Annotated in this window: 28 protein-coding genes and 1 pseudogene; 12 read left to right on the forward strand and 17 right to left on the reverse strand. The window is 61.8% G+C overall.

Annotated features, from left to right (window positions below):
- Positions 1-35: 35 nt before the first annotated feature.
- The 6 genes and pseudogenes from DT23_RS12725 to DT23_RS12745 all read right to left on the reverse strand — a co-directional run bounded on the left by DT23_RS12725 (position 36) and on the right by DT23_RS12745 (position 5165).
- Entirely contained in the window at positions 36-938 is a 903-nt protein-coding gene (locus tag DT23_RS12725) for a LysR family transcriptional regulator (RefSeq protein ID WP_038131738.1), read from the reverse strand.
- 146 nt (positions 939-1084) lie between these two features.
- Positions 1085-1186, reverse strand: a pseudogene (locus DT23_RS19730) (IS3 family transposase); the annotation flags it as partial.
- Positions 1187-1443: 257 nt separating this feature from the next.
- On the reverse strand, positions 1444-2217 hold the full coding sequence (locus DT23_RS12730) for a heme ABC transporter ATP-binding protein (protein WP_038131739.1): 774 nt from the start codon (positions 2215-2217) through the stop codon (positions 1444-1446).
- A 1-nt stretch (position 2218) separates the two neighbouring features.
- Positions 2219-3280, reverse strand: a complete 1062-nt coding sequence (locus DT23_RS12735; RefSeq protein WP_038131741.1) for a FecCD family ABC transporter permease — start codon at positions 3278-3280, stop codon at positions 2219-2221.
- Positions 3281-3285: 5 nt separating this feature from the next.
- Positions 3286-4125 (reverse strand): heme/hemin ABC transporter substrate-binding protein, encoded by an 840-nt coding sequence (locus tag DT23_RS12740; protein WP_038131742.1) that lies wholly within the window; start codon positions 4123-4125, stop codon positions 3286-3288.
- Complete coding sequence (locus tag DT23_RS12745; protein ID WP_038131743.1) at positions 4122-5165, reverse strand: hemin-degrading factor; 1044 nt, start codon at positions 5163-5165, stop codon at positions 4122-4124. Before DT23_RS12745 ends, DT23_RS12740 begins: the two co-directional genes overlap by 4 nt.
- A gap of 206 nt (positions 5166-5371) precedes the next feature.
- On the opposite strand from DT23_RS12745, the gene DT23_RS12750 reads away from it, so the two are divergent.
- From DT23_RS12750 to DT23_RS12785, 8 genes are all read left to right on the forward strand, one after another.
- Positions 5372-7477 carry a TonB-dependent receptor domain-containing protein gene (locus tag DT23_RS12750; protein ID WP_038131745.1) on the forward strand — a complete coding sequence of 702 codons (2106 nt, stop codon included), beginning with the start codon at positions 5372-5374 and terminating at the stop codon, positions 7475-7477.
- Positions 7478-7504: 27 nt separating this feature from the next.
- A complete protein-coding gene (locus DT23_RS12755) occupies positions 7505-7918 on the forward strand; it encodes a hypothetical protein (RefSeq protein ID WP_038131748.1) in 414 nt (137 codons plus the stop codon).
- Positions 7915-8586 carry a MotA/TolQ/ExbB proton channel family protein gene (locus DT23_RS12760; protein ID WP_051697274.1) on the forward strand — a complete coding sequence of 224 codons (672 nt, stop codon included), beginning with the start codon at positions 7915-7917 and terminating at the stop codon, positions 8584-8586. The genes DT23_RS12755 and DT23_RS12760 overlap by 4 nt, the downstream gene beginning before the upstream one ends.
- 3 nt (positions 8587-8589) lie before the next feature.
- Positions 8590-8955, forward strand: coding sequence for an ExbD/TolR family protein (locus DT23_RS12765; protein WP_240473613.1), 366 nt, complete (start codon positions 8590-8592; stop codon positions 8953-8955).
- A gap of 4 nt (positions 8956-8959) precedes the next feature.
- A complete protein-coding gene (locus DT23_RS12770; protein WP_038131750.1) occupies positions 8960-9343 on the forward strand; it encodes an ExbD/TolR family protein in 384 nt (127 codons plus the stop codon).
- Positions 9340-10131, forward strand: a complete 792-nt coding sequence (locus tag DT23_RS18650) for a TonB family protein (RefSeq protein ID WP_051697275.1) — start codon at positions 9340-9342, stop codon at positions 10129-10131. The genes DT23_RS12770 and DT23_RS18650 overlap by 4 nt, the downstream gene beginning before the upstream one ends.
- A gap of 362 nt (positions 10132-10493) precedes the next feature.
- Positions 10494-11693, forward strand: coding sequence for a GTP-binding protein (locus DT23_RS12780; protein WP_156023945.1), 1200 nt, complete (start codon positions 10494-10496; stop codon positions 11691-11693).
- Entirely contained in the window at positions 11690-11944 is a 255-nt protein-coding gene (locus tag DT23_RS12785; protein ID WP_038131753.1) for a DUF6525 family protein, read from the forward strand. Before DT23_RS12780 ends, DT23_RS12785 begins: the two co-directional genes overlap by 4 nt.
- On the opposite strand, the gene DT23_RS19735 is transcribed toward DT23_RS12785, so the two are convergent.
- The 8 genes from DT23_RS19735 to DT23_RS12825 form a co-directional block, all read right to left on the reverse strand.
- A complete protein-coding gene (locus DT23_RS19735) occupies positions 11882-12292 on the reverse strand; it encodes a hypothetical protein (RefSeq protein ID WP_162177244.1) in 411 nt (136 codons plus the stop codon). The two genes, DT23_RS12785 and DT23_RS19735, sit on opposite strands and share 63 nt — an antisense overlap.
- A gap of 241 nt (positions 12293-12533) precedes the next feature.
- Positions 12534-12896, reverse strand: a complete 363-nt coding sequence (locus DT23_RS12795) for a DUF1850 domain-containing protein (protein ID WP_038131755.1) — start codon at positions 12894-12896, stop codon at positions 12534-12536.
- Positions 12893-14977, reverse strand: coding sequence for a TRAP transporter permease (locus tag DT23_RS12800; protein ID WP_038131756.1), 2085 nt, complete (start codon positions 14975-14977; stop codon positions 12893-12895). The genes DT23_RS12795 and DT23_RS12800 overlap by 4 nt, the downstream gene beginning before the upstream one ends.
- A gap of 70 nt (positions 14978-15047) precedes the next feature.
- Positions 15048-15998 (reverse strand): TAXI family TRAP transporter solute-binding subunit, encoded by a 951-nt coding sequence (locus DT23_RS12805; protein WP_038131758.1) that lies wholly within the window; start codon positions 15996-15998, stop codon positions 15048-15050.
- A gap of 181 nt (positions 15999-16179) precedes the next feature.
- A complete protein-coding gene (locus DT23_RS12810) occupies positions 16180-17331 on the reverse strand; it encodes an ABC transporter permease (protein WP_038131759.1) in 1152 nt (383 codons plus the stop codon).
- On the reverse strand, positions 17328-18266 hold the full coding sequence (locus DT23_RS12815) for an ABC transporter ATP-binding protein (protein ID WP_038131762.1): 939 nt from the start codon (positions 18264-18266) through the stop codon (positions 17328-17330). The genes DT23_RS12810 and DT23_RS12815 overlap by 4 nt, the downstream gene beginning before the upstream one ends.
- Positions 18263-19213: an HlyD family secretion protein gene (locus tag DT23_RS12820; protein WP_038131763.1), complete on the reverse strand. Its 951-nt coding sequence runs from the start codon at positions 19211-19213 to the stop codon at positions 18263-18265. Before DT23_RS12820 ends, DT23_RS12815 begins: the two co-directional genes overlap by 4 nt.
- Positions 19210-19860, reverse strand: a complete 651-nt coding sequence (locus DT23_RS12825) for a TetR/AcrR family transcriptional regulator (RefSeq protein ID WP_038131764.1) — start codon at positions 19858-19860, stop codon at positions 19210-19212. Before DT23_RS12825 ends, DT23_RS12820 begins: the two co-directional genes overlap by 4 nt.
- A gap of 137 nt (positions 19861-19997) precedes the next feature.
- Here DT23_RS12825 and DT23_RS12830 point away from each other — a divergent pair, with 137 nt between their 5' ends.
- Together DT23_RS12830 and DT23_RS12835 are read left to right on the forward strand one after the other, a co-directional pair.
- The gene (locus DT23_RS12830; protein WP_038131766.1) at positions 19998-21242 is read left to right on the forward strand and encodes an Hsp70 family protein; all 1245 of its coding nucleotides are present in this window, start codon (positions 19998-20000) and stop codon (positions 21240-21242) included.
- Positions 21243-21293: 51 nt separating this feature from the next.
- Positions 21294-21992, forward strand: coding sequence for a DUF2161 domain-containing phosphodiesterase (locus tag DT23_RS12835; RefSeq protein WP_063139693.1), 699 nt, complete (start codon positions 21294-21296; stop codon positions 21990-21992).
- Here the strand turns inward: DT23_RS12835 and DT23_RS12840 are convergent.
- A complete protein-coding gene (locus tag DT23_RS12840; RefSeq protein ID WP_038131770.1) occupies positions 21958-22590 on the reverse strand; it encodes a DUF3047 domain-containing protein in 633 nt (210 codons plus the stop codon). The two genes, DT23_RS12835 and DT23_RS12840, sit on opposite strands and share 35 nt — an antisense overlap.
- 65 nt (positions 22591-22655) lie before the next feature.
- Positions 22656-23087 carry an Lrp/AsnC family transcriptional regulator gene (locus tag DT23_RS12845; protein WP_038131771.1) on the reverse strand — a complete coding sequence of 144 codons (432 nt, stop codon included), beginning with the start codon at positions 23085-23087 and terminating at the stop codon, positions 22656-22658.
- A gap of 118 nt (positions 23088-23205) precedes the next feature.
- Between DT23_RS12845 and rocF the strand changes: the two genes are divergently transcribed.
- A complete protein-coding gene (gene rocF / locus DT23_RS12850) occupies positions 23206-24132 on the forward strand; it encodes an arginase (protein ID WP_038131772.1) in 927 nt (308 codons plus the stop codon).
- The gene (locus tag DT23_RS12855) at positions 24132-25187 is read left to right on the forward strand and encodes an ornithine cyclodeaminase (RefSeq protein WP_038131774.1); all 1056 of its coding nucleotides are present in this window, start codon (positions 24132-24134) and stop codon (positions 25185-25187) included. Before rocF ends, DT23_RS12855 begins: the two co-directional genes overlap by 1 nt.
- A gap of 18 nt (positions 25188-25205) precedes the next feature.
- Here the strand turns inward: DT23_RS12855 and DT23_RS12860 are convergent, their stop codons facing one another.
- Complete coding sequence (locus DT23_RS12860; protein ID WP_038131776.1) at positions 25206-25769, reverse strand: gluconokinase; 564 nt, start codon at positions 25767-25769, stop codon at positions 25206-25208.
- Positions 25770-25847 lie beyond the last annotated feature (78 nt).

Here is a 25847-nt window from a genome sequence, read left to right on the forward strand (position 1 = left end):
AGGTTTTAGCTATCGGAAAAATCGATACCTTGAATTCATCTCATGTTTTTATGGACTTGCGCCGCAAGAACAAATTCACGCGCGACACGCGAAAGGGGCGCGCCTTTTCTCCAGACGACTCCAACCTGCACAACTGGCAGGCTTCCCGATACATCTCTGGACACAATACGGTCACCTTCAAGAGACCAGCGGCGATAAACCATCTCCGGCAAAAGCGCGATTCCCGCCCCCGTCGCCACCAACGAGCGCACGGCTTCAACAGAGCGGGTTCGAAACGCCACGCGGGGGCGCGCGCCAAAGGCCGACAGCAGTTTGCGCGTCGCTTCCTCGACCTCGTCGATCCTCAACATGATCATCGGCTCACCCGTGAGATCCTCGATCGAAACGGAGGGCCGCGTCGTCAGTTCGTGCCCATTTGGCAGCCAAAGCTGGTAGGGCGAGGTATCGATGATCTCGGTCTGCAGCGCCATGCGGTCGCGCATGTTGCTCGTCACCATCACCGCCACGTCCAACTCTCCGCCGACCAAGAGATGCTCGAGATAATCGCCTGAATCTTCCGATGCTGTCACCTCAACCTGCGGATTGGCACGCCGGAACCGGGCGAGAATATCCGATAGCACATAGCCCGCAACCAGCGAGGTCACCCCGACATGCAGCGTCCCGGTCAGGTCGTCGCTTTCTTGCGTCAAGGCGTGGCGGGCATCAGCAACCCCCGCAAGAATGCCCGTGGCATGGCGCAGAAACTGGTGCCCCTTATGGGTGATCTCGAGCCCGCGCGCATGGCGGGCAAACAATGGCACGCCGAGATCGGCCTCCAACTCGCGGATAGCTTCGGTGACTGCGGATTGTGAGATCGCAAGCGTCTGCGCGGCGCCCGACACGGTGCCGGCCTCGGCGACCGCGATAAAGTAGCGAAGCTGTTTAAGTGAAAATGCCATCGCACGTTCTTAGCGTGTCAATCAAAGCGATGTCTATCGCGCCCGCAATTGCTTGATAGACCGCTCAACTCCGAATTGGCGCACTAGGGTAAGGTGCCCCGAGTTTCCAAGACGCCTGCTTTGTTCATTTTCTGCTGCTTCATTTCTTAGTCGACCGGTGACAGCATGCCGTTGTTCGTGTGCCTGCGGGTCGGGTTGTAAAACGTCTCGATGTAGTCGAACACGTCCTGCCTTGCGGTGTCGCGCGTGGTCTAATTTTGCACCGTAGTTCGCGCCTCAAGACCTTCGCGTAACCCGATGATAAAGGTCGCCAGCATGAAAACTCTCCGAGATGTAAAATGCCGGGCAACATTTCCGATAGTTTTTGTCGGAAATGGATAAAATGTCGCAGGCTGCGGAGCAAGTGCATTCCTGACTAATTCACTAAGGCTTGAGGGGCGGGTGACTGGGCGCCAAACCCGCAGGAGTAACGGCGCCACAAGGGCTCCTGATCGACACTGTCAGATCAGCCCGCCAATCTTGGGAGCACCCATAAACCACCCGGAACCTGCCTGCCGACCGTCAATGCACAGCCATAGACTTGGGACAAAATTCCATCGCGCATGACCTCGCCAGGGGAGCCGCTGGCCGCGACATGCCCGGCGCGCATCAGCACCATCTGATCGGCGATTTGGGCGGACAGGTTCAGATCATGCATCACCGCAACCACGCCGCCACCGGCATCCGCGAAGCGGCGCAAAATCGTCATCACCTCCAGCTGGTGAGCGATATCCAGGCTTGCCACCGGCTCATCCAGCAGCAGCCAGCGTGGCCCGTTATGACTGCGCGCATGCCAGATTTGCGCGCGCACCCGCGCCAGATGGGCGCGCGCTTGCTGGCCACCCGACAGCGCCTGAATCGGGCGATGCGCCATCTGGCTCAGACCGACCTCGGCCAGCGCCTCGGCCACGATATGGGGATGATCGGCCTCGACGCCCGCACGCAGGCCCATCTGCACGACCTCTTGCACGCTAAAGGGAAAGGCGACGTTATTGGATTGCTCCAACACCCCGCGCAACGCCGCCAAGCGCCACGCTGGCGTGCGCGCAACATCGCGCCCCTGTAACCGGATGCGCCCGCGATAGGGTAGCTCGCCACTCACCGCGCGCAGCAGCGTTGATTTGCCCGATCCGTTCGGGCCAAGGATCACCGTGACCCGACCCGGCTCAGCCGTAAGTTCAATGCCATGGAGCACGTCTTCGCGCCCCAACGCGACCTTCAGCCCAGAGATTTCCAGCATGTCAGATCCCCCCGAACCCTTGGCGGCGGATCAAGATCCACAGGAAGACCGGCGCACCCAGCACCGCCGTCACAATCCCGATTGGCAGTTCCGCAGGGGCCACGATCTGGCGCGCGATCAGATCGGCAAGGGTCAACAGCGCCGCGCCAAGCAGGGCCGCATCCACCAAAAGGCGGCGATGCCCCGGTCCCGCAGAAATGCGCAGCAGATGGGGCACGACGATGCCAACAAAGCCGATCCCGCCCGCCAGTGCGACCGAGGCCCCCGACAGCGCCGCCACGGCAAGCACCGCAAAGCGTTTGAGCCGCTCGATGTCATGACCCATATGCGCCGCCGCCGCCTCGCCCAAGGCTAGCGCATCCAGCCCGCGCGCCAGTCGCGGCGCAAGGATCAGCACCGGCACGATCAGCGCGCCCCCGACCGCCAGCTTGGACCAACTTGCCCCTGCCAACGAGCCCATGCCCCAAAAGGTCAGGTCACGCAGCTGGCGATCATCCGCGACATAGGTCAGGATTCCCGTTAACGCCCCCGCCATCGCCGCCAACGCAATTCCCGCCAGCAGCAGGGTCGCAATCGAGGTGCGCCCGTTGCGACTGGATACCCGATAGAGCAGCAACGTCGCCGCCCAAGCGCCGAAAAACGCCGCGACCGGCACCAGATGCTGTCCAAAAAGCGCGGCCAACGCGCCGGGTAACAAACCGCCCAGCACAATCGCCGAAACCGCTCCCAGCCCCGCCCCCGAGCCGACACCGATGATACCGGGATCTGCCAGCGGGTTGCGAAACAGCCCCTGCATGACCGCCCCCGCTACGGCCAGACCAGCCCCCACCATCACCCCCATCGCCAGACGAGGCAGCCGGATATTCATCAAGACGACCCGGTCCCGCGTCGCGATGGCCTCACCCGACAGCCAGTCGCCCAGCACTCCAAGCACCGAGACTCCCGCTGCCCCCGTGCCAATCGACAGCAGCGCCGACAGCACGAGCAACGCGATCAACCCAAGCCGGAGCCGCGAGATCACAGGGCGCATCGGGGCGCGGGTTTCAATGGCGGAAAAGGCCATGTTCCTTAACCCTCGGTTTGGGGATATAGCGCGTCATGCAAGGTCTGCGCTGCCAGCGGGGTGCGGGGTCCAAACCCCAACAACAGCATCCCGTCCATCGCGATGATCGCCTCGTTTTGGGCCGCAGGGGTCTGGCTGAGCGCGGGATGGGTCTGCACATCGGTCTTGGTGATCGAAAGCTCGCCCTCGCGGTCCATCATCAAGATCACATCGGGCGCAGCGGCCAGAACCGCCTCGTCGGTGATCTGTTTGTAGCCGCTAAATCCGGTGCCTGCGTTAATGCCGCCCGCAAGTTTGATGATCGCCTCGGCCGACGATCCCTCGCCCCCCGTCATCACGCGCCCACCTTGTAGCGCCAGCACGAACAGCACCCGTTTGGGCGTAGCGACGCGGCTGGCTTGCGCCTCGACCGCGGCCATTTGCGCGCTGAATTTTTGCGACAACGCCTGCGCCGCCGTCTCACGCCCCAACGCCTTGCCCACCACAGCGATTTTTTCCAGCACGCCGTTTGGCGAAGGATCTTCGGGCAGCGCGACATAATCAATCCCGCTCGCCTTGAGCAGATCGACCGCTTCGGGCGGACCGGCGGTGGCTTCGGCCAGAACCAGATCGGGATCAAGCGCTAGCACCCCCTCGGGCGAGAGCGCGCGCACATATCCGACATCGGGAAGCTTGGTGAGGCTTTCGGGATATTGCGAGGTCGTATCACGGGCGACCAACAGGGATTCAGCGTCCAGCGCGACGACAATTTCGCTCACCGCGCCTCCAAGGGAGATCACGCGCGAAGGTTCGGCCAAGGCGGGGGACGCCGTCAGCAAAGCCGCGATCAGGGTCAGGGTTTTCATGCCATCTCCTCCAGACGTGGCAGCGCTTTGATCGCCGCGTTGAAGTCCTCGACCCCGCCATCCTTGCGCGAGGCGAAGATCTGCGTGATCAGCGCGCCGTTTTTGTCAAAAGCCTCAAGGCTCAGCGCGGGACCGTTTTTGGTCGGCTTGTCCACCAGCCAGATCTCGGCCAGATGATCGGCGCGCAGATGCAGGTTAAACCGCGGATCAAGCACGTTGAGCCACGGCCCCATCGGCTTCACCGTCTCGATTTTGCCGCCGTGGATTTCGATGCAGCCCGCATTGCCGACGAAAATCATCAGCGGGATCGCATCCTGCGCGCAGCGGTTGAGCAGCGCCGCCACCGCATCCTTCGACAGACGGGTGGCAAAGGGCTCACCGACGATGCGATAGGCGCCAAGGCGGTTCATTTTGAGTTTGCTCACAAGGCGCAAGAACTGGTGCGTATCGGTCAGCTTCAACCACTCGCTGCGCAGAGTTTCGACCTTGGCGGGGTCGCTTTTTGCCGCCTCGACAAGCGCGCGCGGCGCAAGGTCAAGCGTGGCGTTTTGTTCGGGCAGGCGCAGCGCCGCGACCAGCCGGTCAAAGGCCGCAACATCGCTTTCGGGTTTCAGATGCACCTTGTGAATCGCATCGCCCGCCGCGTCAAACACCTGGATCGAGCGTTTTTCGCCCTCTTCCAGCGCAAAGCCGTGCACCCAGTGCCGTGCAAACATCCGCATGTCGATTTCCGCGCCCAGCACCATCTGGGCATGTGCCCCGCCGTGATATTCCTCATAGGTGCCACGCCGCTCGATCACGCAGCTTTCGTTGCGCGTCAAAGCCATCACATCGCCCAGATCGCAGACCAGCGGCATCAGATCATCGGGATGCGCCTTGATCGCTGTTGCGCCATGACCGATCTGGGCGGCCAGCAATTCTGCCTCTACTAGGCCGTGCTGGGCGGCGAAATCGCGGGCGCGCAGATTGGTATCATCAGCGCGCAATTCACGGATTCGCGCGGGGGTCAGCGAGTCGGGAGGGATGCCATCAGCAGCCATGTCGATCCTTTCGTCCTATCAGGGGCGGCGCGGATCTGGCACGAGGGCGAACCTCTGGCTGGGCGCGGGTTATATAGCGAAATCAAGTCTCAAGATATACTTGACTATTTGCGTCGGGATATTTAATTGCCTCGACCGGAGAGATCAAGACTGAATCTGCCCTGCCAGCTTCGTGCCAGCCCCATGCAGAAAAACTAGGGGACATTATGACACGCAAGCTTTCCGCCTCTCGCAGGCATTTAACCGCATCTGTGACGGCAACGGCCCTTCTGGCGGCGCTGCCCACGCTTGGCGCTGCTCAGGACACAGCGGTCGCAGATGATGGTTACACGATGCTGGGCCGTCTCGTTTTCGGCTGGGGCACGGCGAAGGTCGCCATCGACACGCCCCAAGCGGTCAGCGTTATCGATCAGCAGGACCTTGGCGAAAAACAGCCCCGCAACTTGGCCGAACTGTTCACCGGCGTGCCGGGCGTGCAATCGGCGGGGGCCTCGGCGCGGATGCTGGGACAGGCGTTCAACATTCGCGGGATCGGCAATGCGGAACAAACCGGCAGCCAGAACCGGATCATCGTCACCGTCGATGGCGCGGTGAAGTTCTTCGAGCAATATCGCACCGGCTCGTTCTTTGGCGATCCCGAACTCTATAAGCGCGTCGAGGTGCTGCGCGGACCGGCCTCGTCAACGCTTTATGGATCGGGTGCGATTGGCGGCGTGGTGAATTTCACCACCAAGGACGCGACCGACTTCATCCCCGAGGGCCAGACCGGCGCGGTCAAACTCAAAGGGGCTTATGACAGCAATGGCAACGGTCGGATGGGAACGCTGACTTATGCGCAAAAGCTGGGTGAGGATGGCGATGTGCTGTTTAGCTACTCGACCGGCTCCTCGGACGATATGGAAGACGGCGCGGGCGCGACAATTCCGGCAACCGCCGGAGAGCGTTGGTCGGCGCTGCTCAAAGGCAATTATTATTTCGGTGAAAACCGTGACCAGCGCCTGACCTTCTCGGCCTCGCGCACCAATAGCGATCTGAAAAATGCCGCCGTGGCACAGACCGGCGGCGCGCAGGCCTCGGCCTTTGGCACGTCTGATCTGGACGCGACCGATGACACGGTCAGCCTGACCTATGCCCATGAGGGCGTCGGCAATCCCTGGCTCGATCTTGAGGCGCAGCTCAGCTATTCCAAAACCTCGACCGAGCGCGACAATTTCTCATTGGGGTTCCTGTGTTCGGCGGGGCGGATGCAGGTGCTGTGCCCCAATACGGCCAGCTATAAAACCACCGCGCTCAAGGTTGAAAACACCTTCGAGCTTAGCGGCGGGGCGTGGAAGAACTTTGTCACTCTCGGCACCCAGCTTTCGCATCAAGATCGCTACGCCGATTCCTCGGTCGGTGAACCTGCGTTCCACCCCGGCGGCACCGAAGACAAGATGGGCCTGTATGTTCAGGGCGAATTTGTCTGGAACGACAAGCTCACGATCACGCCGGGGCTGCGCATCGACCGCTCGTGGCTCTCGCCTGACACAGCTGCCGCTGCGCAAGGGGGCGCCGATCAGGATGGCACGGCGGTTTCGCCCAAAATTGCCGCGCTCTATCAGTTCAACGATACTTGGGGAGTGTTCGGCTCGCTTGCACGCACCGAGAGGATGCCGACGCTGGACGAGCTGTATTCCACAGACGGGATCGGCGCGGCGGGGCGTATTCCCAGTCTCGATCTGGGCAAGGAAAAGGCCACGACCGTTGAACTTGGCCTGACCTATCAGACGCAGGGCGTTTTCCTTGAGGGTGACAGCCTGACGGCCAAGGCCACGCTGTTTCACAATGATCTCACCGACCTGATTTCGGCCAATGCGTCGGGCTCTGCCAACGTGCCCTATTTCCGCAATATCGACGCGGCGAAAATCTGGGGCGGCGAGTTGGAGGCCGCCTATGACTCCGAGCGCTGGTTCGCACAGCTTGCCTATTCCAAGGTGAAATCCAAAGACAAGGCGACGGGGCTGACTCTGGCGGATACGCCGGCCCAAAATATCGCCCTGACGCTCGGGGCGAAATTCCCGGATCAAGGGGTGCGCGCGGGCTGGACAGTGCAAGGGTTCAGCGGGGTTGAAACCTCCTCGACCTCAACGACAGCCAGCGGCTATGCCACGCATGATATTTTCGTCAGCTGGCAGCCCGTGCAGCTTTCCGGGCTTGAGGTAAACCTGACGGTCGAGAACGTTTTTGATCGTGAATATCGCAACAACCTCTCGCTCGATAATGCGCCCGGTCGCAATGTGAAGCTGGCCGTGGCCAAGGCGATCACTTGGTAAAGGTGGGCACATGGTAAAGGTGGGAAAATGGTAAAAGCAGGTCTTATCGGCATTCTCTGCGCGGTGCTCCCGATTTCCCTCTCCGCGCAAGAGACGCCCCGGCTGAGCATCACGCTCGCCGGGGCAGAGACCACGGGCGATGCCTGTCGTCTCAGTTTTCTGGGACAAAACGAGCTGGGCGCTGATCTGACCTCGCTCGTGCTTGAGGCAGTGATCTTTACCAAGACAGGCGCAATCGAGCGGCTGCTATTGCTTGATTTCCAAGATCTCCCCGCAAGCAAGCAACGGGTGCGCCAGTTCGATCTGGGCGGCGTCGATTGTGCCGATCTGGGTAAGGTTCTTATCAATGGCGCGCAAAGCTGTGATGGCGTGGATGCAGGCGATTGCATTGCGCGCTTGCAAACCCGTTCAAACGTCAAAGGATTGGAGTTCACGGGATGACAGCACTTCTGGAAATTCAGCAAAAAGTTTCGGAATTTGTCGCCCTTGGCGGTTGGGTCGTGGGGCTGTTGCTTTGCGTCTCGGTGATCGCGGGGGCGGGCGTGCTGTGGAAGCTCTGGCATCTTGCATCTTTGCGCATCGGCGCGCATCCCGCGCTGGGTGACGCGCTGGATCTGTGGCAAACGGGACAGCGTGGACCCGCCCTTGCGCAGATCCGATCCCTGCGTGGGCCTTTGCCCGCCCTTGCCGAACGCGCGATCAATGCCGGCCCGTCTGACGCTCTGCGGCCGCGTCTACAGGTCGAGATCGAGACCCATGCCGCACGCTCGGAAAACGGTCTGCGGCTGCTCGATGCGATCGCGCAAACCGCGCCGCTTTTGGGTTTGTTTGGCACGGTTCTAGGCATGATCGAGGCGTTTCAAACGCTGCAATCGGCGGGTGCGACTGTCGATCCCTCGCAGCTTGCGGGGGGGATCTGGGTAGCGCTTTTGACGACCGCGCTTGGTCTTGGCATCGCGATGCCGGTCTCGCTTTTTCTGTCATGGGCCGAAGGACGTATCGCGCGCGAAACCCAGGCCGCAGCGCAGATGGTCGAGGCGCTTTGCGGCCCGCCTTTGCCGCAAGTTCCCTCCCGTGCGCCCCTCACGGCCCAGCCCGTCGGGGCGTGAGCCATGCGTCGCCCGATCCGCCGCCGCCCCCTGTCGATGACCTCGCTGATCGATGTGATCTTTCTGCTTTTGATGTTTTTCATGCTGGCCTCAACCTTCACACGCACAACGGAATTGCCCTTTAGCGCAGGGGCCTCCGGCCAAGGCAGCGTTGCCCAATCGAAACTGGTTTTCGTGCGTCTTGGCCCCGACAGTCTTAGCCTGAACGGCACCGCGCTTACGTTCGAGAGCCTTGTCTCGCAGCTGCAAGAGCGCAAGGCACCGCATGTGCTTGTCAGTCTGGGGGCGCAGGTTGACAGCCAGCGTCTCGCGGACTTGCTGATCCGTCTGAAATCCGTCCCGGGCCTTCAGGCTCAAGTCCTAGGATGATGCCATGCGCCGCTTGATCCGCCGCCGCGGCGAACCCACGATCATGCTGATCAACGTGGTGTTTCTGCTGCTTGCTTTTTTCGTTGTCGCCGGAACCATTGCGCAACGACCGCCCCAGGATTTGCGCCTGATCGCGCTGCCCGAGGGCACGCCGGCCCCGGCCCAAGACATCGTCGTGCTAAATCGCGAGGGACATGCAATCTGGCCCAACGGCGCGCGCGATGCGGCAAGCTTCGTCGCGGCTCTTCCGCCAGCCGCGCAAGGGCGCGCGCGCATCATGCCCGACCGCGCGGCCCCTGCCGAGGCGCTGGTGGCTCTTGCGCGCGATTTAACTGCGGCAGGCGCCAAGGAGTTGCGCCTCGTTGCCGAGCGCGGGGAAAAACAATGACATCCGCAGCGGCAAAAACCGCGGCCCTCATGGCGCTCGGGATCTCGCTCGCGGCACATGCCATGGTGTTTGGCGGGGCGGCGATTGCGCCCCCCAGCGCGCCAAGCGGCGGCGAAGAGGCGCAAAGCGTCGCGCTTTTGGGCAATGATTTTGCCGATCTCGCCCAAGGCGTGGCACAGCCCGTGGGTGCCGACACGATCAAGCCGGTGCGTCCTGCGCAAGATACGGCGCGCCCGGTCACGCCCGAACTTCCCGCCCCGCGCGCGCTTCAGACAAGCACGGGGCTGCCGGTTGCGACGACCGTAGAGCCGGTGCAAGACGCGGCCCCCTCGACGAGCGCCCGCCCGCAGCCGCGCCCGCAAAAAACCGCCGCGCGCATGGAAAAGCCGAAGCCCACACAACGTGTGACGGCCACTTCAGGCGCAAAACGAAATGCCAAGCGCGGGACGGAGCAAGGCGCAAAAACCGGTGTGAGTGCGAAGTCCCAAGGGCAGAAAAACAAACAAGTCGCGCAACCCGCCCGTCGAGTCAGCCCGCAGAAATACGCCGCCGAGGTTATTCGAAAAATTCGCGCGACACGCAAAGCCCGAGGCGTGGGGCGCGGCTCTGCAGTCGTGGGTTTTGAAATCCGGCGCAACGGGGCCTTGGCGAGCGTGAGGGTGGTGCGCAGCTCGGGATCGGCCACGCTTGACGCAGCCGCGCGCGATCACATCCGCCGCGCCGCGCCCTTCGCGCCCCCACCGCAGGGCCACGCGCGCTATTCCTTTGAATTTGTGGCACAGCGCTAGGGTCAGCGAGGATAGCGGTCAAAGCCCGCCCCAACGGACCCAAACCCAACGTGACTAACCGCTGGGCATAGGACGCAGCGAAGGGACACCGCTGCGCCCGAAACGCTATATCTCGCGCATATCGCCCATTTTGCCGCGCGCGATCATCCGGGCCTTGATCGCGTTTATCGAAGCAGGTGTGCTCGCGTATCCGCCCCTTCCCCATCCAGACAGGCGTAGTGGCAACTCCGACCTCAAACGGTTCAGCGCTTGATGGGAGGACGTTCGTGTAAAGTCTTCTCATGTCATCTCGGCAAGGGTTTCGGGGGGCTTGCATCCACATTTTGTTACTTTATAACACATGTTACAAAGTAACAGGAGATATCATGCCCAGCCGTCTTCCCGTCACCGTGCTCTCTGGCTTTCTTGGGGCCGGAAAAACCACGCTGCTCAATCATATCCTCGCCAATCGTTCCGGTTTGCGCGTTGCCGTGATCGTCAATGATATGTCCGAGGTGAATATCGACGCTGATCTGATCCGCGCGGGTGGCAGTCTGACGCGAGGCGAAGAAAAGCTCGTCGAGATGACCAATGGCTGCATCTGCTGCACCCTTCGCGAAGATCTTCTGATCGAGGTGCGCCGCCTCGCCGAAGAGGGGCGTTTTGACTATCTGCTGATCGAATCCACCGGCGTCTCCGAACCGCTTCCCGTCGCTGCAAGCTTTGAGTTTCGCGATGATCAGGGAGCCGCGCTGGATGATATCGCGCGTCTCGACACGATGGTGACTGTTGTGGATGCCGCCAATCTGACGCGCGATTTCAGCGCGCAAGACTTTCTCGCCGACCGCGGCGTTGGGTTGGGGCCGGAAGACGAACGCTCGCTGGTGCAGCTTTTGACCGAGCAGATCGAATTTGCCGATGTGGTTGTGCTCAACAAGATCTCCGCCGCCACCGAGCCCGAGCGGGAAACGGCCCGTGCGATCATTCGCGCCCTCAACGCCGATGCAAAAATCATCGAGGCTGATTTCGGCGCGGTCGATGCAGGTGACATCCTTGGCACTGGCCGGTTTTCCTTCGAGAGCGCGCATCGCCACCCGACTTGGGTGCAAGAGCTTTACGGCTTTGCCGATCACACGCCAGAAGATGCGGAATACGGCATCACCTCTTTCGTGTTTCGCGCCGAACGCCCCTTCGATCCGGTGAAGCTGGCGGAGTTTTTCGACACGCCTCTGCCAGGCGTCATTCGCGCCAAGGGGCATTTCTGGCTGGCCACCCGGCCCGACTGGGCGGGCGAATTTTCGGTTGCTGGACCGGTGCTTGAGGTGCGGGGGCTGGGCCTGTGGTGGGCCGCGGTGCCCGAGGCCCATTGGCCCGCAGAGGCGCGCGCCCGCATGGCGGATCGTGTCGCGCGGGAATTTGGCGACCGTCGGCAAGAGATGGTCTTCATCGGCATGTTAGGAGAGATGAACCGATCGCGGATCGAGGCGATGCTGACCCGTTGTCTTGTGCCCGAAACCCGCTTTGCGCCCGACCTCTGGAAGGGGTTGAGCGACCCGTTCCCGCGCTGGGGGCAAGCGGCATGAGCCGGAACCTGGTCACAGGGCTGCGCCGCCGCCGCCGCGAAAACCCGATGGCGGCCCATGACAGACTACCCGCGCCTGCACGGGCTTGGGTGACGCGGGCGGTGCTGCCTTGGTCGGCGGCGTCGGTCGGGCGCGTCTGGTCGCGCGCGCTGCGTGAAACCGGCTGTGAAACCATGGCGCTTGAACGGTTAAGCGCAATCGAGGCGCGGATGCTTGCGCGCGATCACGGAAGCGATATGCGCGACGCGTAAAATCCGGAGCAGCGGGCAGTCCGCCTGCCCCTGCCCCAGCAGCATCTTGAAGCTGCCCGCCCAATGGATGATCTTGTGTATATTCTTGGGCGCGAGCCATGTGCCATCACCGCCGCGCTTGGTCTTGATCTGGTAGTAGAAATTGGCGATCACCAGAAACTCGGCGGTCTGGAAGACACTGCTTTGCAAGTGAAAATACGGCTTGTCGCCGTCGCGATCATACCAGATATCGCGCAGTTCGGGAGAGCCGTCATGGGCCAGCGCCTCAGAGACCCGCGTGTGAACCAGCCCGAGGGCTGGAAACGCAGGTTGATGTTGAAATCCACACGTGGTTCTCGGCCAGTTCAAGCCGACCCCTGATCGCCTGAACATGCTTGGGTTTCAGAGGCCGCTTGTGGCCCACGATGCGCTCCTTGTTCCAAGCAGGGCGAAGCGCGCGAATGTACGATCCCTCATATCCCGCCTGAAAGGCCTGTTTTGCGCTTTCCTGCAAAACTCTTGATGAGGTGCTGCCTCCGCCCGCGATTGCTACTCGTTGGCCTTTTTTTAATGGGTCTTCCGGCATCACTGCAGATAGTAATGACAACGCTCACTCACAGGGCGCGATGCGGATGGGCGCCTCGCGCTGCGCGCCGATCACCGTGCAGCCAACCGAGCACAGCGTCCAGCCCGATACCGTGGCCCCCGACGCCGCGAGTTCGAGATCGGGCACCTCGGGGCCGGTGGTGGGCCAGACCCACCACCCGTCTTCAAAATGCCCGCCCGGCCCCGGCTCCATCCCCGCGCCCGAGCCTTTGACGGCCGCCCCGACCAGCCGCAGCGTGTGGTGATCGGTCAGCTGCCAATGCTCGCGCCAGCCCTCGTGTTCGACCGAATGGGTCCATTCCAGACTGAACTGGCCGGAGGGTGCCAGCGCAATCATTGCCGCCCCGACCATCAAACACGCGCTCATGCGGGGGCCGCGCCCTTGCGCATCCACAGCAGCGCGGCGAAGGCAGCGACAAGCGCAAAGCCGATTTCATCAGTCAGCGGCAGCGCAGCGATCAACGTAAACGCGGCGACCATTGCCAGCCCGCGCTCCCACAGGGCCAGCGGACGACCCAGCCAGCCGATCACCGCCACGCCCCAAAGCGCAATCGCAATCACCGCCTTGAGAATAACGTAGGCCACCGCAGGCCAATAGCCGATTGCCCCGGCCAACGGCCCGCCATCCTGCAGCATCAACGCGGGCGTATAGACGGCCATGAAGGGCACGACGAAGCCAGCAGCGGCGACCTTGATCGCCTCAAAGCTGATCTTGAGGCCGCTTTCCTTGGCAATCGGCGCGGCGGCAAAACAGGCCAGCGCCACTGGCGGGGTCAGATCGGCCAGAATGCCGAAATAGAACACAAACATGTGGCTCACGATCAGCGGCACGCCGAGATCCAGCAGCGCAGGCCCCGCGATGGATGAGGTGATGATGTAATTCGGGATCGTCGGGATGCCCATGCCCAGCACGATACAGGTGATCATCGTCAGCACCAGCGACAGGAATAGCGAGGATTGGCCAACCCCCACGATGAACTGCCCGAACGTCGTGGCCGCCCCGGTCAGCGTCATCACCCCGATGATCGTGCCTACCAACGCGCAGGCAATCCCAACCGGCAGCGCCGTGCGCGCGCCATCGGCAAGGCTGTCACGACACAAAGCCAGCGTCGCAGGACCGCCCTTGATAAACGCGTTGATCGCGATCAGCACGGCGACGGCACCCAGAACGGCCCAGATGCCGACCTCGAAAAACGCGCCTGCGACGAGTGCGATGATGATCCAGAAGATCACCCGCAACACCTGATTGGGCAGGCCCAGCGCGACCGAGCCGCCGAGGATCAACAAACCGGTCAGCGACAGCCCCACGGTGCCCGCAAACAGTGGCGTGTAGCCGGAAAACAGCAGGTAAACGAGCACGCCCAGCGGCAGCAGCAGATACCAACCTTCCTTCAATGCCTTGCGCGGCGAGGGCAATTCGGATTTCGCCAAGCCGCGCAGATCGCGTTTGCCCGCCTCAAGATGCACCATCCAGAACGCGCCCAGAAAATACAGGATCGCGGGGATCAGCGCGGCCTTGACCACCTCGACATAATCGACGCCCAAGGTCTCGGCCATGATAAAGGCCACCGCCCCCATCACCGGCGGCATGATCTGGCCGCCCATCGAGGCCGTGGCCTCGACCCCGCCAGCAAAAGCGGACCGGTAACCAAAGCTTTTCATCAGCGGAATCGTGAATTGCCCCGTGGTGACGACATTGGCCACACCCGAGCCCGAAATCGTGCCCATCAGGCCAGACGACAGCACCGACACCTTCGCCGCGCCGCCCATCCGGTCGCCCACCAGCCCCAGCGAAACATCGGTGAACAGCTTGATCATTCCGGCCTTTTCAAGGAACGAGCCGAACAGGATGAACAGGAAAATATAGGTCGCCGAGACATAGGTCGGGATGCCGTAAATGCCCTCGGTGCCATAGCTCATCTGCTCGATCACCTGCTCGAACGCGTAGCCGCGGTGGTTGAACGGCGAGGGCAGATACTGACCAAACATCGCATAGGCCAGAAACGAGCCGGATATGATCGGCAGCGCAGGCCCCATCAGCAGCCACGCCGCGGTAAACACGGTGATGATCAGCGTCACGCCAAAGATTAGATCAACGTTGGTCGGATCGCCTGCGCGCAGCAAAAGCGGCGTGTATTCGATCCATTGATAGGCCGCGACAGCGACGCCACAGGCAGCCAGCACATAGGCAATCGACTTGCCTAAAGACCCATAGCCCTTGGCAATCGACAGCAACGGAAAGCCCAGCGCCAGGAGAAATCCGACATGCACCGCGCGCGCGATCTGGCTGGAGGGCGTGACAATATGCGCAGCAAAGGCGATCTGCCAAACTGAAAAGGCCACAGCCAGCCAGAACAGCACCCGCCCCTCAAAGCTGGCCGGGAAACCGCCCGCCAGCGGATCGTGCTGCACCAGTTCGGCCTCTGCGGTATGTGTCGTCTCGCCCATGCATCCCCTCCCTCATGGATCAGGGGCGACCCGTCATCGCGCGCCGCCCCTGTTTATTCCGGCTCTGACCTTATTTGATCAGGCCTTTTTCGCGGTAGTACTTCTCGGCACCCGGATGCAGCGGGATCGGCAGTCCTTGCACCGCGGCCTCAAGCGAAATACCGCCCGCGGCCGCGTGGGCCGCCTTGAGCGTATCGAGATTTTCAAACAACAGCTTGGTCATCTGATAGGCTTCTTCGTCCGAAACGCCTTCGCGCGTCACGAGGATATTGGTGATCGCCACGGTGGGCACATCGGCATCCTGCCTTGGATATGTGCCCGCTGGAATGACGCCCGGCTTGTAAGGCGCACCCAGCTTGTCGGCGATCTCAGCCGGAATCGACACAAAGGTCACGTCCTGCGTCGTCGACAGATCCTTAAGCGCAGCGTTGCCCAGTCCCGAGGATTGGAAGGTCGCATCAAGTTGGCGATTTTTCATCAGCTCGACGGATTCCGAGAACGGCAGATACTCAACCTTGCCCAGATCGTCATAGCTCATGCCAGCCGCACCGAAAATCTTGCGCGCGTTCAGCTCGGTGCCTGATTTCGCCGCGCCGACCGAGATGCTTTTGCCTTTCAGATCGGTGATCGTGGTCGCATTCGCGTCCTTCAAAGCCGCGATCTGGATGAAGTTGGGATAGATCGCCGCAATCGCGCGCAGCTTGCTGAGCGGTGCCTTGAAGCCCGCATCGGCATTGCCTTCCCACGCGTCTTTGACTGAATCCCCCAGCGCGAAAGCCAACTCACCACGACCCTGTTGCAGCAGGTTCAGGTTCTCGACCGAGGCTTTGGTCGATTGCACCTGCACGCGGGTGTCGGGCATCGCCTGACCGTAGATTTCCGACAGCGCCACGCCAAGCGGATAGTACACCCCCGAGGTGCCCCCCGTCAGAATGTTGATGAATGTCTCGGCCTTGGCGACCGGAGCCGACAGCGCCATGACCCCGGCGACCAGCGCGCCGAGCTTGATGTTGTGAAACATCGTCTCCTCCCGTTTAAGTCAACGCCCGCATTAAATTGCAGGACTGCCCCCAGCGTGACGAAATTCGCGCGTAGTTCAATGCGATTCACGCGCTTGGCACAAGAAAATACGTTTGCGCCGAGACACCTGCCCAAGCACGACGCAGGCAAAAGGTGCCCGAATGCAGCGGCTTTTGCGTCGCTCAGTCCAGCGTTTGGTGATAGCGGCGCAGCGCGACAATCACGATCACGGCCATAATCACGGCGATCCCCAGCATGTTGCCCGTGATATCGCCAACGCCCGCACCTTTCAGCATCACCTTGCGCACGAGGCGCAGGAAATGGGTCGTCGGGATCGCGCTTCCGATGGCCTGCGCCCATGACGGCATTGCCGCGAAGGGAAACATGAACCCCGACAGCAGGATTGAGGGCAGTAGCGTGAAGAACGACAATTGCATCGCCTGCATCTGGCTGCGCGCTACCGTCGAGATCAGGAATCCCAGCGCCAGATTGGTCACGATGAACAGGTTGAAGCCTAGGAAAAAGGCCAGCGCCGACCCCGTGAAAGGCACATCGAACAAAAGGCGCGCCGCCAGCAGGAACACGCCCGTCTGCACATAGCCCACCAGCACATAGGGCGCGATTTTGCCCAGCATCACCTCAAACGGGCGCACCGGCGTGGCGATCAGCGTCTCCATCGTGCCGCGCTCGGTCTCGCGCACGATGGCCACGGCGGTGATCATCACCATCGTCATCGACAGGATAACCCCCAGCAACCCCGGCACGATATTGATAGAGGTCGAGCCTTCGGGGTTATAAGCGCGATGCACAGCCACCGAAAACGGCGCCTTGCTTTGGGCCGCAAATGCGAGCGGGCCGGTCAAGGTTTCGCTCATCGCGGTGTCCACGATCCCCGAAATCGCGCTGGCCGCGCCGCCAACAGCCGTCGGGTCTGACGCATCCGCCGACAGCAAAATCTGTGGCGACAGCCCGCGCATCACATCGCGCTCGAAATCGGGCGGGATCAAGACGACGAAATTCGCGCGGCCATCGCGCAAAGCCGCCTCGCCCTGCGCCGGGCTTGTCACGACGCCTTCGAAGTCGAAATAGCTAGAGGTTTTCATCCCCATCAGCACCGCGCGACTGACCGGGCCATCATCGGCCATTTCAACCAAGGTCGGCAGATGGCGTGGATCTGAATTGATCGCGTAGCCAAAGATCAAAAGCTGCATGATCGGGACCCCGATCATCATCACAAAGGTGATCTGATCGCGCCGCATCTGGATAAATTCCTTACCCAGCACCGCAAGAAATCGCCGCCAAGAGAAGCGAAAGAAGGAGAAACCTGCGCTCATTTCGGATCTCCGCGAAAGTTATCTGCGGCGCCCGTCATAAGATAGATGAATGCTTCTTCCAGCTCTGCGGGCTTGTGTTCCCAGTGATGGGGGCCCTTGGCACGATAGCGATCGGCCAGCGCCTTGAGCGCGTCCTCATCCGTGCCCGACACATGCAACACCGCGCCGAACCGCGCGACCTGCACCACGGCAGGTTCGGATTTCAACGCCGCCTCAAGCGCGGCAATATCGGGACCCGTGACGCGGTAAGTGTGCAGCCCGATCATTTTCGGGATCTCCTGCGCCACCCCCGAAATCAGCTTTTTGCCATAGGCGATATAGGCGATGAAATCGCATTGCACCGCCTCATCCATGTAATGGGTCGAGACCAGCACCGTCACGCCCTGCGCCGAGAGCTTGCGGATCTCATCCCAGAAATCGCGCCGCGCCTTGGGGTCCACGCCCGCCGTCGGCTCATCCAGCAGCAGCAGCGCCGGGTCATGGATCATGCAAGCTGCTAGCGCGAGGCGTTGCTTCCACCCGCCCGACAGGTTGCCCGCCAGTTGCGCCGCGCGATCCGCCAGCCCCAGATCCTCAAGCGCCGCCTGAACCCGTTTCTTGCGCCCCGTCACGCCAAACATCTGCGCAATGAAATCAAGGTTCTCGCGGATCGTCAGATCCTCATAAAGCGAAAACTTCTGCGTCATATAGCCGACATTGGCCTTGATCTGCTCTTGCTGGGTCAGGATGTCATATCCAAGGCAGTTCCCGGTCCCATCGTCGGGCGTGAGCAGCCCGCACATCATGCGGATCGTCGTGGTTTTGCCCGACCCGTTCGGCCCCAGAAACCCGTAGATCGCGCCCTTGGGCACATCCATGTCAAAGTGATCGACCACGGTGCGGCCTGAAAACCGCTTGGTCAGGCCCGAGACAGAAATGGCGGGCGCGTCACTCATGGCTTTGCACTCAGAGTGACGGGTTGGCCGGGCAGCAGGCCCTGCGGGTTAAGCACCCGCGCCTCGACGCGAAACACAAGGCGCGCGCTTTCCTCACGGCTGTAGATGATCGGTGGCGTGTATTGCGGGCTAGAGGCCATGCGCGTGACCTTGGCGGTGATGCCGCTGGCGCAACCGGTGCAACTGACGTCGAACACCTCGCCCAGCTTGATCTGCGCACGATCCGGTTCGGGGACAAAGAACAACGCCTTGAGCGCATCTGGCGGCAAGATCGCCACCACCGGCGCGCCGGCACCCGCCACCTCACCCAGATCGTAATAAACCTTGTCCACCAACCCACCCGCAGGGGCGTCAACCGTGCGATCCTTGAGCGCGGATTTTGCCCCTGCCTCTTGCGCAAGTGCTGCGGTATGGCTGGCCTCGGCGGCAATGCGTTGGGCATCGCGCGCGGGCAGTTCGGCCACCTTCAGCTGCGCTTCAAGCTGAGCGACATGGGCGCTCGCGCTGTCATAGCTGGCCTGATCGACATCGACCTTGGCCTGCGACACCGCCCCGCTGGCGCGCAGCTGTTTTGAGCGCGCTAAGGTCGAGGCCGCAAGCGTCTGATCCGCACGCGCCTGATCCAGTGTGGCGCGCACAACGTCGATCTCGGGTGCGCGGCTACCGGTTGAAAGGTTATCCAGATTAGCCTGTGCCACCGCCGCATTCGCCTTGGCCGCGTTCAGGGCCGCGACTTGTTGCGTATCCTCAAGGCGAAACAGCAGATCACCCTTTTTGACCTGCCCGCCCTCGGTCACAGCAATCTGTGCGATCCGACCTGCCGCAGCGGGGGCGGCATAAACGTAATCGCCCTCGGCATAGCCATTGTAATGGGGCGCCCCGTCGCCCCCCCAACCGGGGATCACAGCCGCCGCAATGGCGGCCACCCAATCGACGAATGCACTCATGGCGCGCCTCCCGTATCGGGTTCAAGCCCCGCGAATAAAAGGGTCAGATGGTTCTCGACCAGCCGATCCATCTGCAAACCACCCTCGGGGCGAATGCGGAAAATTTCGGACAGCAAAAGATGCCCGATCACCGGGCCAAGCACGCTGCGCGCCGTCAATTCCGGGTCAATCGCGCGGATATGCCCACCCGCCACGCCTTGCGCCAACAGTGCGGTCACTGCAGGCAGCGCGCGACCCAGAACCGCCTTGCGAAACAGCGCGGAAATATTGGGCGCGGCGGGGGCCTCTTGCAGAATGATCATCACCACCGCACGCGTCTTTGAGTCCGCCAAAGCCTGCGCCATTGCCCGCAGGAATTGCGCCAGAACAGGGCGCGGGTCGCCGCGATAATCGGTCATTGTCTCGAAAGCGGCCTCTGCGATCGGCTCGACCGTGCGCTGCACAAGCCCTTCGAGGATGGCCTCTTTAGAGGCGAAATACAGATAGACCGTGCCCTTGGAGAATCCGGCGCGCTTGGCCACCTGATCGACGGTGGTACGCGCATAGCCCTTTTCGGTGAACAGGCTAAGCGCGGCATCTAGCACCTCATCAGGGCGCGCCTCGGCGCGTCTGCGAAATTTCGGTTCGGTGGGTGATTTGGTGTTCATGCGGCAATTACAAACTGACCGGTCAGTTAGTAGCAAGTAAAATCCGCGCGCGCCCATTGGCAACGGGCTTGGCCCTTGCAGCTCTGGGCAAAATTGGATAGCCGCGCAGGTTCCGCTTTTTGATGAGGCCGCCGCACATGACCGCCCCGAAACTTGCTATCGACTTTGGCACCTCCAATTCGGCTGCCGCGATCCTTGAAAACGGCTCTGTGCGCCATCTGCCGATTGAACACGACGCGCTGACCTTACCGACAGCCGTGTTTTTCCCCGCAGACGAGGCCGAGATGCTGATCGGCACGGCAGCGGCAGAGGCGCTGATGGCAGGCGATGAGGGGCGCTACATGCGCGCGCTCAAAAGCGTTCTGGGCCTGCCCTTGCTGCATGAATCGCGCTTGATCGGGGGCAAGCGGCGCACGCTGGCCTCAATCATCACGGCGTTTCTGGCCCAGATCAAGGCGCGCGCCGAGGCGCAAATCGGCCAGCCGCTCCCCCACGCGCTGTCAGGTCGCCCGGTGCATTTCCACTCAAACGATCCCGAGCGCGATGCGCGTGCCGAGGACGATCTGCGCGCCTGTTATCTGGCGGCCGGATTCGAGGCCGTCGATTTTCTGTTCGAACCCGAGGCAGCCGCGCTGGCCTATCAAAGCCGCGGCGCGGCGGGCGAGATCGGGCTGATCGTTGATATCGGCGGCGGCACCTCGGATTTCACGGTATTTCGCAGCCACGGCCCCCGCATCGAGGTGCTTGCGAGCCACGGCATTCGCCTTGGCGGCACCGATTTCGATCAGGCCGTGTCGATGGCGCATGTGATGGCGCATCTTGGTCATGGCGGCACGCTCAAGCGCACGCTTGGCAACGGGCTGCTTCCCGTTCCAAACGCGATTTATGTTGACCTGTCCACTTGGGCCAAGATCCCGTTTCTCTACACCCGCGACACCGAACGCGCGGTCGAGGATATGGTCAAACACGCCAGCGATCCGCGCAAAATGCGCCGTCTGGAAAAGGTGATTGAGGATCATTTGGGCCACACGCTGGCTTTTGCGGTCGAGCGCGGCAAGATCGCGGCCAATGGCGCGACCGCAAGCGAAATCGCGATGGGCTTCATTGAACCCCGATTGAACGCGCCGATCACGCCGGGTTCGCTGAATGACGCGCTTCAGGGGTTTCGCCCCGATCTGCGCGCGGCGATGGTAGAAACGCTGACCCTTGCGCAGTTTGACGCGGGCCAGATCGACGCCGTGATCCTTGTGGGCGGCTCCAGCTTGATGGGGATGATCTCACAAGAGGCGCAGGCGCTGTTTCCCGATGCCACGCAGGACCGCGCCGATGCGTTCACTGCCGTGGTCGACGGGCTGGCACGCGCCACCGCCCTGCGCGGATAGATCAGCGCGCATCTTTGCGCTATGGCTAGGACGCAACCAACCGGAGCGGACATGCGCGAGGCCGATCTATACCCGCCGATCAAGACCTATCTTGAAGGTCAGGGTTACGAGGTTAAAGCCGAGATCGGTGCTTGCGATGTGATGGCGCGCCGTGGCAATGAGCCACCCCTTGTGGTCGAGCTGAAAACCACGTTCTCGCTGGCGCTGATCTTTCAGGGGATCGAGCGCCAGACCCATAGCGATCTGGTTTACCTTGCGGTTCCGGTGTCCTCCGAACGCGGCTGGAAGCTGCGCTACAAAGACATCGCGCGGCTATGTCGGCGGCTCGGGCTGGGGTTGCTGGCGGTCGATGTGAACCGCGCCAAGGTCGAGGCGCATCTTGACCCCGGCGATCACACACCGCGCAAGAACCGCAAAGCTGCTACCCGTCTGCTGCGCGAATTCGAACGCCGCGTGGGTGACCCGAATGTCGCGGGCACAACGCGCACCAAACGCATGACCGCCTATCGCCAAGACGCGCTGCGCTGTGCGGCTTACTTGGGCGCAAATGGCGCGGCAAAACCCGCCACGCTTGCCCGCGCAACAGGCGTCACACGCGCCGCTACCTTGATGCGCGCCGATCATTACGGCTGGTTCGACCACCCCGAGCGCGGACTTTACGCGCTATCTCCGAAAGGTCAGGCGGCGCTGGTTGAACATGCCGCAGAGTTGGCCGTCATTGCAGCCGCAACCCCGCCAGAGACGCCTTAAGCGTGCTGTCTGTGTCGTCGCTATCAGCCGAAACGGCCAGCCCGACGAGCGTGGTTTTCACCCCGCCAAACGCCTTGGCAAAATCGCCCGCCAGATCGACGTTTTCGCTGTGCGCTCCGGTGCTCGCTTTGCGCATGATCAGCGTCTTGCCGCGCGCTCCCAAGTAGGGCGAGGGCAGCACAGCGCCGCGCGCGTGCTCGCCACCCCAGACATACATCAACACCCGTGCCTCCTTGACGCTGAGCAGCTTGCGGATCGAGGCATTGCGATTTTGCGCGGCCACGTCTTCGGGCATAAACACGAAATAAAGCGACAGGTTGCGATCATCGCCGCCCTTTTGCGTCAGGTCGGTTGCGGGCACGCTTTGCGCCACCGACCAGCCCCATGACGCCTTGCGCGCCTTGCCCTGTGCGGGTGCCAACGGCGTCCAGATCAGCGACACAGCACCGTCGGACACGACCTGAACGCCATCCGCAGTTTGCGCCCAGTCATTGCCGGAAAACAGCGAAAACCGCTGCTCTTTCCAGTTCCCGAAAGGTTGCGCCGCTGCCAGACCCGGCACCATCATTGCCAGCGTGAGGGCCAGTATACGTTTCATCGCGATCTCCTTGCGTGTCGGGAAAGGATACGTTGGCGCGCGCCATTGCGATCACTTGCGCATGCCTAGCTGACGACCGGGGCCAATAATAGGCAGCTTTCGCTATTTTGCACACCGGGAATTTCGCGGATTTCACGCAGTGCACGGTCAAAACTCGCCAAGGAGTCGGTGTGAATTTCGGCCACCAGATCCCAGTTGCCATTGGTGGCGTAAACCGTCGAAACATCCGCGATGCGGTGCAGCGCACGGATCACGGTGCGCGACATGCGCCCTTGCAGCTGCACCAACGTGATGGCGCGCACCTGCCCCTCGACGTCGATATCGGTTTCGATGGTGAAACGGCGTATCCGCCCGCTCTCCATCAGCGATTGTAACCGCACCCGCGCGGTGGTGCGCGAGATCCCGGCCTTATGCGCCAACTCGGTCACCGACATCCGGGAATCGTGGCGCAAGGCGGCGATGATTGCGCGGTCGATGGTGCTAGGGGTGTCTGCCACTGATCATTTCGCACTAATGACTACTCTATTCGATCAATCTTAGCTTCGTTTCGCGCAAATTGCCAATCGAAATAGCAAGAGATTTCCCCCATCCTGATGCGCAACAAGGGAGATCGTTATGAAAAAGACCTGCTCGCTATTGGGCGCGCCTATCCAAACGGGGGCATCGCAACCGGGATGCGTTATGGGGCCAGCGGCTTTGCGCACGGCGGGATTGGCGCGTGTGCTGGCTGAACTGGAGTGGGAGGTCAGTGATCTGGGCGATCTGGCGATTGGCCCGCAAACGCCGCTGCCCCATGCCAACCCCGCGATCCACGATCTGGCCGAGACCCACGCCTGGATCACGATCCTTGCCCGAGCCGCCCAAGACGCCGCGCGCGACTTTGATCTGCCCGTCTTCATGGGTGGCGATCACGCGATGGCGGCGGGCACGGTCAGCGGCATCGCGGCCCATGCGGCCAGCCTGAACCGCCCGTTGTTCGTGCTCTGGCTGGATGCCCATCCAGATCTGCACACGCTCGACACCACGACCAGCGGCAATCTGCACGGTACTCCGGTCTCCTATTTCACCGCTCAGCCGGGGTTTGATGCCTATCCGCCGCTGAAACATGCCGTCGATCCGGCCAATATCTGCATGATGGGCATCCGCTCGGTTGATCCGGCAGAGCGTGACCGCATCACCGCGACGGGCATCGAGGTGCATGACATGCGCGCGCTGGATGAGACTGGCGTGCTAGCGCCGTTGCGCGCGTTCCTCAAGCGGGTGCGGGCGGCCAACGGGTTGCTGCATGTCAGCTTTGACGTGGATTTCCTTGACCCCGCAATCGCGCCCGCCGTGGGTACCACCGTGCCGGGTGGCATGACATTCCGCGAGGCGCATCTGATCATGGAGGAGCTGTGCGACAGCGCCCTCGTGACCTCGCTTGATCTGGTCGAGTTGAACCCGTTTCTCGATGAGCGCGGGCGCACCGCGAAACTGATCCGCGACCTCACCGCCAGCCTGTTTGGCCGGCGCGTTCTTGACCGCATGACCCGGAGCTATTGATGACCTCGCAATCCCCTACCCCCTCGGCGCTGGCCTTTGTCCCCTTCGTCTCTGTCGCTAATATGATGCGGCTGGTGAACGCCAACGGCGTTGAAACCGTGATGCGCGACCTTGCCGCCTATATCGAGCAAGATTTCCGCCGCTGGCCGGAATTTGACAAAACCCCGCGCGTCGCGAGCCACTCGCAAGAGGGCGTGATCGAGTTGATGCCCACGGCGGACGCTGAAAATTACGGCTTCAAATATGTCAACGGTCACCCCAAGAACGGGCGCACCGGGCATCAGACGGTGACGGCCTTTGGCGTGCTGTCCTCGGTCGCGACCGGCTATCCGTTGCTACTGTCGGAAATGACGGTGCTGACGGCGCTGCGCACGGCGGCGACCTCGGCTTTGGTGGGGAAATACCTTGCCCCGAAAGGTGCGCAAGTGATGGCGATGATCGGCAATGGCGCGCAATGCGAATTTCAGGCGCTGGCCTTTCGCGCGATCTGCGGCATCAACCGCTTGCGCCTGTATGACATCGACCCTGCGGCCACCGCGAAAGCCATGCGCAACCTCAGCGCACAGGGCTTTGATGTGACGCCCTGCACGTCTGGCGCGCAGGCGGTGGAGGGCGCGCAGGTCATCACCACCTGCACCGCCGACAAGCAATGCGCGACGATCCTAAGCGATAATATGGTCGGCAGCGGCGTGCATATTAACGCAATTGGCGGCGACTGTCCCGGCAAGACGGAACTGCATCGCGACATCCTGACCCGCGCGGATATTTTCGTGGAATACCCCGAGCAAACCCGCATCGAGGGCGAAATCCAGCAACTTGACGCCGATCACCCCGTGACCGAGCTGTGGCAGGTGATGCGCGGCGAGGCCGAGGGTCGGCGCGATGCCAAACAGATCACGCTGTTTGATTCCGTGGGCTTCGCAATCGAAGATTTCAGCGCCCTGCGCTACATCCATGACCAGATCGCGGGCAGCAATTTCTATCAACCGCTGGATCTACTGGCCGATCCCGATGACACGCGCGATCTGTTTGGGATGCTGACCCGCGCGGCGTGAGGCGACAGGCGCACCCCATCAAACGGGTGCGCCTTTTGTATCATGCTCAATCGCAAGCTGTTCCCCAAACTGGTGGCAAATCGCGGTTACGATCTGATCCGGCGACTGCACAATGTCGCAAACAAGCGCCTTTTCACTTGGAGTCGGGGCCTCCATATCTGCCAGTTGGCTATCAAGCAGGCTCACCGGCATAAAATGGTCGGATCGCTGCGCCATACGCTGCGCAATCAACGACCGATCCCCCGTCAGATGCACGATATGCATCGCACCAAGATTTCGACGCAACCGGTCGCGATAGGCCCTTTTCAATGCCGAACATGCGAAGACGACAGGGTGCCGGGTCAACATACCGACCCGGAGCACCTCGTCGGACAGCCGATCAAGCCAGTCCCATCGCATCGCGTCATCTAAGGGAAGCCCCGAGGCCATGCGCGCCACATTTGCCGATTGATGATAATCGTCAGCATCCAGAAACTGCCCACCCAAGGCCTGTGCAACGCCTTTTGCAATCGTGGTTTTACCCGTGCCGCAAACGCCCATCACGAGCACCGACGGAATTGTGCGTCTTAAGTGTGAGGCCATCTTTCACGTCCCGGATCTGCAATATCGCCCATACTGATTGGGCTCGTATAGACACTTGCCTTGGTCGAACCCAAGGCA

It is taken from the genome of Thioclava indica, assembly GCF_000714545.1.
In the GTDB taxonomy this organism is placed as follows: Bacteria; Pseudomonadota; Alphaproteobacteria; order Rhodobacterales; family Rhodobacteraceae; genus Thioclava; species Thioclava indica.